Below are 12,951 nucleotides of genomic sequence, written 5' to 3' on the forward strand. Positions count from 1 at the left end.
GTGGGAAATAATCTTCTGCACCTTATTTGTGCGTGGTTATTGAATTTGGTTCGAGAAAAATAAAACCTGCAGGGTCTTGCTATGAAAGTACATGACATGTACTTTGTGCTCCATGCAGAGGAGAGACCCAGCATGAACAGCCAAACGATGAAGACCGCTTCCTTCGATGTCGATGCACAAAAGAGCTTTACCCCGCTGTGCCCGGACGAGTTGCCCGTGACCGAAGGCGATCGCATCGGCGGCGAGCTGAATTTCATGGCGACCCTCGCCAGCCTGCGTATCGGCAGCAAGGACGCCCACAGCCCCCAGGCTCCCTGGGTGGTGACCGGACACGACCAGATGCTCCAGCCCACGGGCCTTGAACATGCCGATCTGACCTGGGTCAGCCACTGCGTTCCGGGCACTGAAGGCTTCACCCTTTTGGACGAACTGCCTGCGCCCTATGACTACGACTACTTCGTGTGGAAGGGCGTGGAGCCGGACCTGCACCCCTACGGCGCCTGCTACCACGACCTGCACGGCAAGCTCTCCACCGGGGTCATCGAGTACCTCAAGGGCCAGGGCGTACAGCAAGTCATAGTCGGCGGCCTGGCGTTGGATTTCTGCGTCAAGACTACTGCCCTGCAACTGGCCGCTGCCGGTTTCAAGGTGCTCATCCACCTGCCGGCGTGCCGGGCCATCAGCGCCGAGGGCGCTACCCAAGCCATCGCCGACATGCAACAAGCGGGCATCACGGTTGCCGCGACCCGCGAAGAAACCGCCAGATTGGCCAAGGCTTGAGGAGTCATCATGGAAAGTGCATTCGACCGTAACAACGGCGTGATCCAGAGCCTGCTGGATACCGACTACTACACCTTCACCATGATGCAGGCGGTGTTGCACCAGCACCCCAATGTGGACGTGGAATACCAGTTCATCGTTCGTTCCAGAGAGTCCCTGGTGCACCTGATCCCCGAGATCCGCCAGGAACTGGAAAAGCTTGCCGGCCTGCAGATGCGCGAAGGCGAACAGCGCTTTTTGTTCAACAAGCGCTTTCGTGAATACCTGACCCCTGACTTCGAACAGTTCCTCGGCCTGTTCCGCTTCAACCTGCGCTACATCCACGTGGCGGCGGTCGACGGCCAACTGAGCATCCGCGTCCGCGGCCCGATGCTGCACTGCATCATGTTCGAGCAGCCGGTGCTGGCCATGGTCAGCGAACTGCGCAACCGCGATAAGTACCCCGAGGTGGAGCTTGAGGATGTCACTCGCCGGCTCTACCAGAAGTTCGAATGGCTGGAGAAAAACGCCAGCCGCGACGAGCTTGCCGAGTTCCGCGTTTCGGATTTCTCTACCCGCCGGCGCCTGTCGTTCAAGGCCCAGCGCGAAGTGGTGAAGATCATGCGCAGCGATTTCCCCGGGGTCTTCGTCGGCACCAGCAATGCGCACCTGGCCTATGAGTTCGACCTGCCGCTGATCGGCACCATGGCCCACCAATGGCTGATGGTGCACCAGCAACTGGGGCGGCTGCGCGAGAGCCAGAATGCGGCCCTTGAGAACTGGGTGCACGAGTATCGCGGGCGCCTGGGCATTGCCCTGACCGACTGCATCAGCACCGATTTCTTCCTCAAGGACTTCGACCTGTACTTCGCCAAGCTCTACGACGGCCTGCGCCAGGATTCCGGGGACCCGATCCTCTGGGCCGACAAGGTCCTGGCCCGCTACCGGGAACTGGGCATTGACCCGCGGACCAAGGACCTGATGTTTTCCGATGGCCTGAACTTCGAGAAATGCCTGCCGATCCTGCGCCACGTGCGTGGCCAGGCCCGCTTCGGTTTCGGCATGGGCACCAGCCTGGCCTGCGATGTGGAGGGCGTGGAGCCGCTGAGCATCGTGATGAAGCTGGTGCGGGTGCATGGCGAACCGGTGGTGAAGTTCTCCGACGACCCGATCAAGAACGTCTGCGAAGACCCGTCGTTCCTCCGGTACGCGGCCCAGGTGTTCAACGTCGATCTTGCCCACTCGCCCCTGGAGGCCTGACATGAGCAATTCAACCCAAGCACGCATCGCCCGGGAACTGGGCATTGACCGGCAACTGGTTCGCGGTGGCGAGGCCGCCGAGATCGCCCGGCGTGTGGCCTTTATCCAGCAGGTACTGCGCGAGTCCGGCTGCAGCACCCTGGTACTGGGCATCAGTGGTGGGGTGGATTCCCTGACCGCCGGCCGCCTGTGCCAGTTGGCGGTGGAGCAGATGCGCGCCGCGGGGCAGGAGGCCCGTTTCATCGCCATGCGCCTGCCTTATCGGCAGCAGGCGGATGAAAGTGATGCCCAGGCTTGCCTGGACCTCATTGGCCCGGACGCGGTGAGCACTTGCAACATTGCCGACAGCGTCGAGGGCCTGATGAACCAGGTGCGGATCGACGGCCTGCAGCCTTCGCCGGCCCTCACGGACTTCGTCAAGGGCAACGTCAAGGCCCGGGCGCGGATGCTGGCCCAGTACGCGGTGGCCAACTTCAGCAACGGCCTGGTGGTGGGCACCGACCACGGCGCCGAGGCCCTGATGGGTTTCTTCACCAAGTACGGCGACGGCGCCTGCGACCTGGCCCCGCTGTCGGGGCTGACCAAGACCCAGGTGCGGCTGCTGGCCGAGGCCCTCGGCGCGCCAAGGCATCTGGTGTACAAGGCGCCCACCGCGGACCTGGAGGAACTGGCGCCGGGCAAGCTGGACGAAACGGCTTACGGTTGCAGCTACGCAGAAATTGACGCCTACCTGATGGGCGAGCCCGTTACCGACGCGGTGCGCCAGTTGATCGAGCGTGCCTACCTGCGCACTGCCCACAAACGCGCCTTGCCCCACACTCCGCCTTATCGGCATGCGTCGAATGGCCTCTCCCAGCCGGTCCTGCCCAGCGTCCTGTAGCCGCTGCCGCAGGCTGCGATCGGCTCCGCAGGAGACGCAGCGAACTGAGGGCCGCCAGAGGTCCGTTGGGAAATCGCCAAGCAAGGTCCTACGGACCTTTTCGCAGCCTCGCGGACTCGGCAGCGGCTACAGGCTAATGTCGATCCGGGTTTTGTAGCCGCTGCCGCAGGCTGCGATCGGCTCCGCAGGAGACGCGGCGAGCTGAAGGCCGCCAGAGGCCCGTCGGGCAATCGCCAGGCAAGGCCCCGCGGCCTTTGTCGACAGGGCCGGTCAATCCGGCCATTTCTCCAAGGCCACACGGCATTCTTCGGTCAGCTCCGGCATATGCTCCCGTACCTGCGACCAACCCAATATCTCCAGCGCCTCGCGGGCGCCTTCTCGCAGCGATCGCAATTGCGGGTGTTCGAAGCCGTTGTCTTCCAGGGTCAGGCCGTAAGCCTCCCGGCACAGTACTTCACAGCCGCTTAACAGTGCTTGCAAGCGCGGCAGCAAGTGCGGCGCCAGATGCAGCGGAAACTGCTTCACAAAACCAGCGAGATAGTCCAGATAGCCAGACCACAGATTGCACTCGGCACAGCAACCGACCTCCACCCGTTGTCGCTTGGCGTCCAGGGCGAGAAATTCCAGGGCCACGCCCAGTTCTCCCAACAGGATGATCCTCCGGTATTCGTCCTGGCCGTACCAGGTCCAGACGTTCGAGGCGAGGGGGGAGCTGCAGCGAGTGGGTGCTTCACTCATGCTGTCCGCCTTTATCCTGCGTTGTCGGTGCGGGCTGCCAGCCCTCGGGCCAGCGGTCGCTGAACGAATGGCTGTGCGGCATCAGCGCCGGCTCGCGGTTGTCATCGAAGCAGCCCAGGAGCAAGGCAACGGTCGGCTGATCATCGATGGCCCCCAGGGAGCTGCCGCAAGCCCGGCAGAAGGCCCGGCTCGAAGAGTCCGACGACCTGAAGGTCGCCGGTGCGCCGCCAGGGCCGGTCCAGGTCACCCGCTCTCGGGGGAATTCGACCCACGCCAGCGTCAGCGCGCCGCTGTGGCGCTGGCACAGTTTGCACGAGCAGGTATGGGGATTGGCGGCAGGCCCCTGGGCCTCGAAGCGAATCTGCCCGCACAGGCAGCCGCCCTGGTACAGGCTGGCAGTCATCAGCGTGGGTTCTCCTGAGGAATCAAACGGTCCTTTTCCAAATCGCGCAGCAGTTCATCGAGCATCTCTCTGCGGCTTTCGATCTGCACCGGCGGTACATACCAGGCCGCCACACTATAGCCTTCACGACGGTAGTTGTAGGTCTTGAGCAGTTGGCCGTCCTTGAGCAGGCTGCCGCGCAAGTTGCTCTGGTAGGAGTAGGGCATGGGGAAGGTCAGCAGGGTGATGGCATTCAACGCGCCAAGCAGTCCCGCACTCTTGCCTCCAGGCTCGCTGATCAGGAGGCTGTAGCCGCTGCGACTGTAGCCACCATCGAGAAAGGAGAAGGCTCCGGTTTGACGCAGGGCGGCGATGGTTTCCCGTTGCTCCTGTTCGTCGAAGCGACTTTTCACCGGGCCCAGGTCCAGGGTCAGCGGTACATAGGGATGTTGACTGCGGTAGTCCAGCGGCGCCATTCGGGTGCCACAACCGGTGATGATCAGTGCGCTGCACAGCAGGGCGGTCAAACCTATGGGGTTCATTGGGCCTGACTCGCGGTTGGCAACAGTTGATCCTGACGCAGATCGCCAGCAAAGGCGCGGGCGATGCGCTGGATATTCTGCTCTTGCATTTCACCGCCTTGATCCAGCAGCCAGGTGTATTTATGCGTCAGGTTGCGATAGCTGTAGCGCTTGAGGAGCTTGCCCTCGTGCAGCAGGCTGATGTCGGTGTGGGTGTCGATGCCATTGGAGAGCGGCATCAGGAACAGAGTGGCGGCACTGAGGAAGATCAACGGCATTGGCGGCATGTCCCGCTCGGACTTGAATTGAATGCGGGCGCTGTAGTCGCCAGCTTGTCCGGCGCCGGTCTGGACATCTTCGAACACCCCGGTGGCACGCAAGGCGTTACGTAACTCAGCGGCGCGCAATGGGTCATCGACCATCACATGCAGGGGCATCAAATAGGCTTGGCCATCCGGCAGCGGACGGTCCGGCAAGGTGTCGGTTGCCGTGCAGCCCGCGAGCAGCAGAAGGGCGCAAAGGGTCAAGCAGGATTTCATGGATGATTCTCCGCAGTGGCGTTGGCTGGGCTGGTTTGCTTGTCGACGGGAAGGATGAAGGGCTTGGCCTTGTCCAGATCCAGCGGCATCCATTGCAGGTCCGGCAGCCCCGGCACCTGGCGCTGGGCAATCACGGCGTCACGGGGCATTTGATTGCTCCAGGCAAAGAAGCACTGGGTCACTTGGCTGCAGACTGAGCGAAACTCGCCGATGTAATACGCCTTGCCCGCCTCCAGGCGCAGCGGCAGTACGAACTCTTCGCGCGCTTCCTGGGATTGCAGGCGTGAGCCGAGCCCCGGGGTGTAGACCATGGACCAGAACTGGAAGTTGTAGAACTCGTAATCACCCGGTTTGAGCGGCATGACAAATACACTGCCGGCGGCGCGGGGTTCATGGATGTCCTCTGGCGTTGGCCGTGGGTCGCCCTCCCAGAGTGCCGCGGCGCCATTGATTGAGCCGCGCTTGCGAATCAGCAGGCGCAGGTTGGTGGCGGCACCGCCGCCGCCCAGGTACTGCGGGCCAATAGCGCCCACCAGATAGGTCGTGGGTTCGTTGGCTGCGGGTTGCAGAGGGGCGCTGACGATGGCGGCGGGTTGGCTGATGCAGCCAGAAACTATGCTGGTGGCCAGCAGCAAGGACGAAGCCTTGATTACGCGGAACATGGGGAACCCTGAAAGTGACTTTGGACAAGGCGCAGGCAGGGAGGCATGAGTGTCTGTACATGGCCTTCCCTGGCGCCGCTCGTGAGCGGCGCGATGGTACGAGAACCTTAGGGCTTTGTGTAGCGCGTTACCCGGAATGACCTGCCCGGCGGCGCTATTGACCGAACCCCGGCGCTGCCTCTTCGACCTTTCTTTTGTACTGCACCTTGGCCTGGTCGGGGTTGCAGGACAGCAGGGCATCGACCTGGAAAAAACCCTTGGACAGCACCTGCCTTTCTCGCCACAGGTTGCCGCACGCGCCGAATACCCCGGCGCTGAGCAGCCAGCCCAGGGCGAACCCGTGGTGGCCGGCGCCTGTATCAGGGATCAGCAGGATCAGGCCCAGGGCAGCCAGGGTGAGGCCGGTCACCCAGTACAGGCTGACGCAGTACGACCAGAGTACGGTGAGAAAGCAGGCGGCAAAATTGAAGCCGATGGCCACGGCTTCCAGTTCGCCCTGGGGGTTGCGATAGAGGCGGTAGAGGCGTTTGTGTTGTTCCTCTAGGTCCTGGTTGATCCGCTTCTCACGCTCGGCGATCTGGATTTTCTCCGTAGCGCTGAGGTCGCTGTCATCGAAGATTTCCTTGAAGGTTTCTTCCAGAAGGTAATAGCCGGTGTAGGCGCTGGAATGGCCTGTGAGGTACAGGGCGTCGACGCGATAGCGGCGGTTGAGCTTCAACTGGGTGTCGCCACTGAAGAAGCTGCAGGCCGAGGTCTGGATGTGCAACCAATGCTTGCCAAAGCTGTATTCGATATAGGGCTTGCCGCCGTTCCGAACCCAGCGGCGGTCGAAGTAGCCTTCCAGTTGCTCCACCTCTACGCCCGTGATGTCGGTCCTGGGTTGCGCCTGGGCGTTGAGCCATTTGGCGATGCACCAGCCACCGACCATCAGGCAGAGGAAGGTGCACAGGATGACCTTGGCAAACAGCGGGCCATCCAGCAGGCAGATGAGGATGAGGCAGGGGAGCAGCAGGATGCCCGAGAGGACGCAGGTGGTTTCAACATCAGCCTTCCAGGCGCGGGTCAGGTCTTGATTGATGCGGTCGATTCTTTCCTGGTCGAGGACTCGGATAACGGCAGTCTCGCTGGGCCCAAGCCTCAGGCTTGGGCGGGTCTTTACAAGACGAAGCACAGGGACCGCCCGCGGGTTCGGGGCGGTCCATGCCTTCGAGGGGCGGGCAGACTACTGAACAGGGGGCGGTTCAGCAAGCCGGTTCAGCGGCCCGCGGATGCTTGCCCGGCCCTCAGCGCAGTTTCTCCAGCATCTGGTAGTACCACATGCCCGCCGCCAGCATCGGGTTGCCCAACTGGTCGCCGAAGGGCACGCGGATGTGCTGGCAGGCGGCGAAGGTGTCGTAGTGGCCGAGGTGGCCGGTCAGGGCCTGGGCCATGATCTCGCCCATGATGTGGGTGGTGGCCACGCCATGCCCGGAGTAGCCCTGGCAGTACCAGACGTTGTCCGAGAGCTTGCCCAGTTGCGGGATGCGGTTGATCACGATGCCCATGGCGCAGCTCCACTGGAAATCGATGCCTACGCCCTTGAGCACCGGGAAGGTGCGTTCGATGCACGGGCGCAGTTCGCCGGCGATGTCCCGAGAGTCCTTGCCGCTGTAGTTGGCGCCACCGCCGAACAGCAGGCGGCCGTCGGCGGTCATGCGGTAGTAGTCGAGCACGAAGCGGCAGTCGTAGACCGCCAGGTCCTCGGGGTTGAGGCGCCTGGCCAGGTCGCCCAGGGGCTCGGTGGTGACGATGCCGCCCATGGCGGGGAAGATCTTGCCCTTGAGTTTCTTCGGTTCCAGCTTGTGGTACACATCGCCCGCCAGCAGCACTTGCCGGGCATCGATGCGGCCCTGGGCAGTGACCACCGCCGGGCGCTCGCCGTGGACGATCTCCAGCACTTCGCTGTGTTCGAAAATCAGCGCCCCCAGGCTTTCGGCAGCCCTGGCTTCGCCGATGCACAGGTTCAACGGATGCAGGTGCAGGTTGCGGGTGTTCTTGATGGCGCCGTGGTAGAGCTCGCTTTCCAGCAGCCCGCGGACCTGGGCCCGGTCCAGCAGGCTGACCTCGTCGCCCATGCCGCGGCGCACCGCTTCTTCGTAGTCGGCGCGCAGGCCCGGCAGGTGGCTGGGTTTGTAGGCCGCGTGCAGGTGGCCGTGCTTGAGGTCGCAGGCAATGGCGTATTTTTCTACTCGCTGCTGGATGATCTGGTGCCCGCGCCAGCGCAGGTGCCAGATGAAATCGTCCACTTCCTCGCCCAGGTGGCGGCGCATCTGCTTGCGCATGGCTTCATCGCCGGAGAGGCTGCCGGTGACCTGGCCGCCATTGCGCCCGGTGGCGCCCCAGCCGATCTTGTGGCTTTCGACGATGGCGACTTTCAGGCCGCGCTCGGCCAGTTCCACCGCGCTGGCGACGCCGGTGAAGCCGCCGCCGATGATCACCACATCCACTTGATGGGTGCCTTGCAGGGTCGGGTAGTGGGTTTCCTGGTTAAGGGTGGCGCTGTAGTAGCTGGGGCAGCGCTCGGCTGCCGGGGTCCGCGGATCGAAGGCGGCTGTCATGAGTAGAACCTCGCAAAAAAGTGAGCCGGGCCGCTGCGGGCAGGCAGCGGCCAGGGCTTTGAAATCGGTCGATGGGCCGGCGGGTTCGGCACGCAGTGGATGCGCCTGAGCCCTGCACGGCAGATCGGCAACGGACCTCAGGCCTGGGTCAGGTACCAGCGCCAGTCCTGCTCGCCGACTTCGGCCATGAACTGGCGGTACTCGGCACGCTTGACCGCCAGGTACACACCGAGGAATTCGGAGCCCAGGGCATCCCGTGCCCAGGCCGATTGCTCCAGGGCCACCAGCGAGGTCAGCCAGTCGGTGGGCAGCAGTTCGGTGGCCTGGGCGTAGCCATTGCCCTGTACCGGCTCGCCGGGGTCGAGGTTTTCCCGCAGGCCGCGATGGATGCCGGCGAGAATCGCCGCCGCTGCCAGGTAGGGGTTGGCGTCGGCACCGCAGATGCGGTGCTCGATGTGCCGGCTATTGGCCGGGCCGCCGGGCACCCGCAGGCTCACGGTGCGGTTGTCGACGCCCCAGGTGGGGGCCAGGGGCGCGTAGCTGTTGCTCTGGAAACGCCGGTAGGAGTTGGCGTTGGGGCAGAAGAGCAGCAGCGACTCCAGCAGGGACGCGAGCATGCCACCCACCGCCTGGCGCAACAGCGGGGTGCCGGCCGGGTCCTGGCTGGCGAACAGGTTGCGGCCCGCGGCGTCGGCGATGCTCACGTGCATGTGCATGCCGGTGCCGGCCAGGTGATCGAAAGGCTTGGCCATGAAGGTGGCCTGCATCCCGTGCTTGTGGGCCACGGCCTTGACCAGGCGCTTGTAGCGCACGGCCTGGTCCATGGCTTCCAGGGCGTCGCCGTGTTCCAGGGTGATCTCCACTTGCCCGGGGGCGTATTCGGAGATCGCCGTGCGCGCCGGAATGCCTTGCAGCTTGCAGGCGGCGTAGAGGTCGGCGAGGAACGGTTCGATCTGCTCCAGCTCGCGCAGGCCGTAGACCTGGGTGCTGCGCGGGCGACCGCCATCGGCGTCCAGCGCCGGTTGCGGCCGGCCATTGCCGTCGCGCTTGGCGTCCAGCAGGTAGAACTCCAGCTCGCAGGCCATTACCGGGTGGTAACCCTCGGCCTTGAGCCCGTCGATCACCTTGATCAGCAGGTGGCGCGGGTCGGCGATGCTGGCGGGCAGGCCCTCCTGGGGGTGCATGCTGACCTGCACCGCGGCGGTAGGGATCTGCCGCCAGGGCAGGCGTACCAGGCTGCCGGCCAGGGGGTAGGCACGGCAGTCGATATCGCCCACATCCCAGACCAGGCCGGAGTTCTCCACGTCGTCGCCGTTGAGGGTCAGGCCAAGGATGGTGCTGGGCAGGGGCCGGCCGCTTTCGTACACCGCCAGCAGTTCTTCGCGGTGCAACAGTTTGCCCCGGGGCACGCCGTTGGCGTCGAGAATGAACAGCTCGATCATGTCGATATCGGGGTTGGCGGCGAGGAAACTCCGGGCTTCGTCTAGGGCTGCAAAATTCATGTTTGTGCTCGCTTGGCGCCCGTGGGGCGCGCAGGTTTTCAGGTCCTGCAACGACGCCGCGCACGGGCCGGTTGCAAGGGCAGAAATCAGGTCTGGGAGGGACCACGCAGGAGCGCGATCAGGCCAGCGGCGAGTGATCCGGAGGGCGTGAGGAATGGCGCAGGCGGGAACGGCACAGGGCCATGGGCAGGTTGACCAGAAGCTTCATGGGCAGGGCCTGTCCAGGAAGAGAAAACCGATGACGCCAGCGCGCACCTCATGCACCTCACAAGGGCGTTGGGCAGGGTGCAGCGGGGAGTGGCAGGGCAGTGCGATACGAGCGTCGACAAGCGTACCACCGCCAAGGCGCGGGGCCGTGGAGCGGGTGCAGGCCAATCCGTGGAACGGGCTCTGGGGATGCATCTGCCGGGTGATCTCGCTGTCGAGTTCGGGGTGATTATTCTTGGTTTACACCGGGCGCTGGAGGATGCGAACTGCTGCGGCGAGCCTCCAGGGCGGATCAATACTGCAAGAAAGCGCAGGCCAATGTAAGGGGGGTAAAGGGCGCAAGCCCCTTGGCATGGGGCTTTCGCTCATGGTGAAAACCGCGTGCTAGAGCGGCGCGTCCCGGCTGCCAGGCGTGTCTGATTTTTTTTACAGAACCTTAGTAGAGGCCCGGCAGCAGGCGCCAGCTGCGGGCGCAATAGGCCTCGTATTCATCGCCGAAATGCTTGAGCAACAAGGCCTCCTCGGCATGAATCCGCGCAATCAGCGGGATCAGGGTCAGTGCTGCCAGCAACAACCCCAGCCCCGAGCGAAACGCCAGGGCCCAACCCAGGGCATTCACCAGCAGGCCCAGGTAGCTGGGGTTGCGCAGGTGGCGGTAGAGGCCGTCCACCACCAGGCGGTGGTTGGGCTGGATCGCCACCAGCCCGCTGAAGCGCCGGCCGAGGATGAACACCGGCCACAGCCGCAGCCCGCCGCCGAGGATGAACAGCAAGGCCCCGAGCCAGCGCAGGCCTTCGCCGCCGAAGGTGCAGAAATCGATGCGGTCGCTGTAGGCCGGGACGAAGCCGCTCAACAGGCCGATCACCCCGAACACCGGCAGCACCCAGCGGTTGCCCTGGTCTTCCTGCTCGCCGCTGCTCAGGTTGACTTCGCTGTACAGCGCGGCGACCACCATCAGCAGGGTGGCGATGGCGATCAGGGTCAACTGTGGATGGCCGAAGAAGGCGGAGAAACCGCCCATGCCCCAGATCGCCAGGCCCAGGTAGGCGAGGGCACCGAGGATGCTGGAAACGGCCAGCCTGAGGGAGATTTTCATGATCCGTTGCGCCAGTAGCGGGAACCTGTGTTGAGTGTAGGAGCCCGCCTGCGGGTGAAGGCGTACGTTCGTCCGCTACAAGGTTCAGCCCGTGGTTTTCTGGGTCAGGTGCCCCGCCAGAAAGTCGATGAAGGCCCGGGTCTTCTGCGGCACCCGCCGCGCCGAGGGGTAGACCACGTTGATGCTGATGGGCGGCGCCTGCCATTCGCAGAGCACCGGCACCAGGCGCCCGGCCGCCAGGGCGTCCTCGACGATGAAATCCGGCAGCAGGGCGATGCCCATGCCGGCCTCGGCGGCCTGGGCCAGCAGGTCACCATTGTTGGCGTGCAGCGGCCCGGTGACATGCACCCGCTGCACGTCACTGCCGTTGCTCAATTGCAGGCTGACGCCGCTTTGCAGGTAGCCATAGTTCAGGCACTGGTGGCTGCTCAGGTCCTTGGGCTGGCGCGGGATGCCGGCGCGGGCCAGGTAGGTGGGGGAGGCCACCATGATTCGCGGTGCCGGTGCCAGCTGGCGGGCCACCATGGACGAGTCCGGCAGGCTGGCAATGCGCAGGGTGACATCGAAGCCGCCGCGCAGCGGGTCCACCTGCTGGTCGCTGAGCACCAGTTGCAACTCGATCAGCGGATGCTGTTCGTGGAACAGCGGCACCAGCGGCCCGAGCCGACGCAGACCGAAGGACATCGGTGCATTGACTCGCAGCACTCCGCGCAACTCGGCGATGCCATCGCGCGCGCGCTGTTCGGCTTCGTCCACCGTGGCCAGCACTTCCCGAACGCTTTCGTAGTACTCGGCACCGGCTTCGGTCAGGCGCAGGCTGCGGGTGGTGCGTTGCAGCAGTTGCACGCCGATGGCTTCTTCCAGCGCCTGGATCTGTTTGCTGACCTTGGAACGGGGCACGTCCATGGCGCGGGCGGCTGCGGCAAAGCCGTTTTCGTCGACGGTGACGACGAAGGCGCGCATGCATTCGATACGGTCCATGATTGTCCCTGATTTAGAATCAATGATTCTCGATTTTAGGTAATTGTTCCTTTTTCGGCCAGGCCCTAGATTAGCCACCAAGCCGGACGCCACGGGGCGCAAGCAGCGCCATCAGCCGGTCATGTTCGACCCTCACTCTCTGACTGCAAAAGGAACGCGCCATGTCCATTCGTGAATTGCTCAACCCGACCAACTCCGCCCTGATCCTCATCGACCACCAGCCGCAGATGGCCTTCGGCGTGCAATCGATCGATCGCCAGACCCTGAAGAACAACACCGTGGCCCTGGCCAAGGCGGCCAGGATCTTCAACGTGCCGAGCATCCTCACCTCGGTGGAGACCGAAAGCTTCAGCGGCTACATCTGGCCGGAACTGCTGGCGGTGTTTCCCGGCCAGCAGCCCATCGAGCGCACGTCGATGAACTCCTGGGAAGACCGCAAGCTGGTGGACGCGGTGAAGGCCACCGGGCGCAAGAAACTGGTGATGGCGGCGCTGTGGACCGAGGTCTGCCTGACCTTCCCGGCGCTGGAGGCCATGGCCGAAGGTTACGAGGTGTACATCGTCACCGACGCTTCTGGCGGCACCAGCCAGGAGGCCCACGACATGGCCGTGCAGCGGATGATCCAGGCCGGCGCGGTACCGGTGACCTGGCAGCAGGTGCTGCTGGAGTACCAGCGCGACTGGGCGCACAAGGACAGCTACGACGCGGTCATGGGCCTGGTACTGGAACACAGTGGTGCCTACGGCATGGGCGTGGACTACGCCTACAGCATGGTGCACAAGGCCCCGCAACGTCAGCTGTAGGCGCCGCCTGGCCGGCGAATGCGA

At 64.2% G+C, this 12,951-nt stretch carries 14 protein-coding genes; 4 read left to right on the plus strand and 10 right to left on the minus strand.

Annotation, left to right across the window (positions count from 1 at the left end; translation table 11 throughout):
* Nucleotides 1-132 precede the first annotated feature (132 nt).
* Genes A9971_RS32105 through nadE form a run of 3 tightly spaced genes read left to right on the plus strand, consistent with a single transcriptional unit; the run spans nucleotide 133 to nucleotide 2,899 of the window.
* Nucleotides 133-780, plus strand: a complete 648-nt coding sequence (locus A9971_RS32105; protein WP_183000463.1) for a nicotinamidase — start codon at nucleotides 133-135, stop codon at nucleotides 778-780.
* Nucleotides 781-789: 9 nt separating this feature from the next.
* Nucleotides 790-2,019, plus strand: coding sequence for a nicotinate phosphoribosyltransferase (pncB, locus tag A9971_RS32110; protein ID WP_011060764.1), 1,230 nt, complete (start codon nucleotides 790-792; stop codon nucleotides 2,017-2,019).
* 1 nt (nucleotide 2,020) lies between these two features.
* Nucleotides 2,021-2,899, plus strand: coding sequence for an ammonia-dependent NAD(+) synthetase (gene nadE / locus A9971_RS32115; RefSeq protein WP_183000464.1), 879 nt, complete (start codon nucleotides 2,021-2,023; stop codon nucleotides 2,897-2,899).
* Between the two features lie 270 nt (nucleotides 2,900-3,169).
* Here the strand turns inward: nadE and A9971_RS32120 are convergent, their stop codons facing one another.
* The 10 genes from A9971_RS32120 to A9971_RS32165 form a co-directional block, all read right to left on the minus strand.
* A complete protein-coding gene (locus A9971_RS32120) occupies nucleotides 3,170-3,637 on the minus strand; it encodes a hypothetical protein (protein WP_183000465.1) in 468 nt (155 codons plus the stop codon).
* Nucleotides 3,630-4,040, minus strand: a complete 411-nt coding sequence (locus tag A9971_RS32125; protein WP_183000466.1) for a GFA family protein — start codon at nucleotides 4,038-4,040, stop codon at nucleotides 3,630-3,632. The genes A9971_RS32120 and A9971_RS32125 overlap by 8 nt, the downstream gene beginning before the upstream one ends.
* Nucleotides 4,040-4,561, minus strand: coding sequence for a hypothetical protein (locus tag A9971_RS32130; protein ID WP_077933903.1), 522 nt, complete (start codon nucleotides 4,559-4,561; stop codon nucleotides 4,040-4,042). Before A9971_RS32130 ends, A9971_RS32125 begins: the two co-directional genes overlap by 1 nt.
* On the minus strand, nucleotides 4,558-5,079 hold the full coding sequence (locus A9971_RS32135) for a hypothetical protein (protein ID WP_065363765.1): 522 nt from the start codon (nucleotides 5,077-5,079) through the stop codon (nucleotides 4,558-4,560). Before A9971_RS32135 ends, A9971_RS32130 begins: the two co-directional genes overlap by 4 nt.
* Nucleotides 5,076-5,741, minus strand: a complete 666-nt coding sequence (locus A9971_RS32140; RefSeq protein WP_019094411.1) for a hypothetical protein — start codon at nucleotides 5,739-5,741, stop codon at nucleotides 5,076-5,078. The genes A9971_RS32135 and A9971_RS32140 overlap by 4 nt, the downstream gene beginning before the upstream one ends.
* Before the next feature lie 154 nt (nucleotides 5,742-5,895).
* Nucleotides 5,896-6,912, minus strand: coding sequence for a DUF2628 domain-containing protein (locus tag A9971_RS32145; protein ID WP_183000467.1), 1,017 nt, complete (start codon nucleotides 6,910-6,912; stop codon nucleotides 5,896-5,898).
* A gap of 112 nt (nucleotides 6,913-7,024) precedes the next feature.
* The gene (locus A9971_RS32150) at nucleotides 7,025-8,338 is read right to left on the minus strand and encodes an FAD-binding oxidoreductase (RefSeq protein WP_183000468.1); all 1,314 of its coding nucleotides are present in this window, start codon (nucleotides 8,336-8,338) and stop codon (nucleotides 7,025-7,027) included.
* A gap of 137 nt (nucleotides 8,339-8,475) precedes the next feature.
* Nucleotides 8,476-9,840, minus strand: coding sequence for a glutamine synthetase family protein (locus tag A9971_RS32155; protein WP_053150859.1), 1,365 nt, complete (start codon nucleotides 9,838-9,840; stop codon nucleotides 8,476-8,478).
* A gap of 643 nt (nucleotides 9,841-10,483) precedes the next feature.
* Nucleotides 10,484-11,143, minus strand: coding sequence for an isoprenylcysteine carboxylmethyltransferase family protein (locus tag A9971_RS32160; RefSeq protein WP_161466988.1), 660 nt, complete (start codon nucleotides 11,141-11,143; stop codon nucleotides 10,484-10,486).
* Between the two features lie 84 nt (nucleotides 11,144-11,227).
* Entirely contained in the window at nucleotides 11,228-12,124 is an 897-nt protein-coding gene (locus A9971_RS32165; protein ID WP_053157810.1) for a LysR family transcriptional regulator, read from the minus strand.
* A gap of 161 nt (nucleotides 12,125-12,285) precedes the next feature.
* On the opposite strand from A9971_RS32165, the gene A9971_RS32170 reads away from it, so the two are divergent.
* Nucleotides 12,286-12,927, plus strand: coding sequence for a hydrolase (locus A9971_RS32170; protein ID WP_015635223.1), 642 nt, complete (start codon nucleotides 12,286-12,288; stop codon nucleotides 12,925-12,927).
* Nucleotides 12,928-12,951 lie beyond the last annotated feature (24 nt).

Origin of the sequence: Pseudomonas sp. UME65, from assembly GCF_014170225.1 — a bacterium.
GTDB lineage: Bacteria > Pseudomonadota > Gammaproteobacteria > Pseudomonadales > Pseudomonadaceae > Aquipseudomonas > Aquipseudomonas protegens.

Bases quoted from the DNA above. Each gene is read 5' to 3' on its own strand.
- A9971_RS32150 (WP_183000468.1), bottom strand. From the start codon at position 8,338: ATGACAGCCGCCTTCGATCCGCGGACCCCGGCAGCCGAGCGCTGCCCC.
- A9971_RS32160 (WP_161466988.1), bottom strand. From the start codon at position 11,143: ATGAAAATCTCCCTCAGGCTGGCCGTTTCCAGCATCCTCGGTGCCCTC.
- A9971_RS32135 (WP_065363765.1), bottom strand. From the start codon at position 5,079: ATGAAATCCTGCTTGACCCTTTGCGCCCTTCTGCTGCTCGCGGGCTGC.
- nadE (WP_183000464.1), top strand. From the start codon at position 2,021: ATGAGCAATTCAACCCAAGCACGCATCGCCCGGGAACTGGGCATTGAC.
- A9971_RS32130 (WP_077933903.1), bottom strand. From the start codon at position 4,561: ATGAACCCCATAGGTTTGACCGCCCTGCTGTGCAGCGCACTGATCATC.
- A9971_RS32140 (WP_019094411.1), bottom strand. From the start codon at position 5,741: ATGTTCCGCGTAATCAAGGCTTCGTCCTTGCTGCTGGCCACCAGCATA.
- pncB (WP_011060764.1), top strand. From the start codon at position 790: ATGGAAAGTGCATTCGACCGTAACAACGGCGTGATCCAGAGCCTGCTG.
- A9971_RS32155 (WP_053150859.1), bottom strand. From the start codon at position 9,840: ATGAATTTTGCAGCCCTAGACGAAGCCCGGAGTTTCCTCGCCGCCAAC.
- A9971_RS32170 (WP_015635223.1), top strand. From the start codon at position 12,286: ATGTCCATTCGTGAATTGCTCAACCCGACCAACTCCGCCCTGATCCTC.
- A9971_RS32105 (WP_183000463.1), top strand. From the start codon at position 133: ATGAACAGCCAAACGATGAAGACCGCTTCCTTCGATGTCGATGCACAA.
- A9971_RS32120 (WP_183000465.1), bottom strand. From the start codon at position 3,637: ATGAGTGAAGCACCCACTCGCTGCAGCTCCCCCCTCGCCTCGAACGTC.
- A9971_RS32165 (WP_053157810.1), bottom strand. From the start codon at position 12,124: ATGGACCGTATCGAATGCATGCGCGCCTTCGTCGTCACCGTCGACGAA.
- A9971_RS32125 (WP_183000466.1), bottom strand. From the start codon at position 4,040: ATGACTGCCAGCCTGTACCAGGGCGGCTGCCTGTGCGGGCAGATTCGC.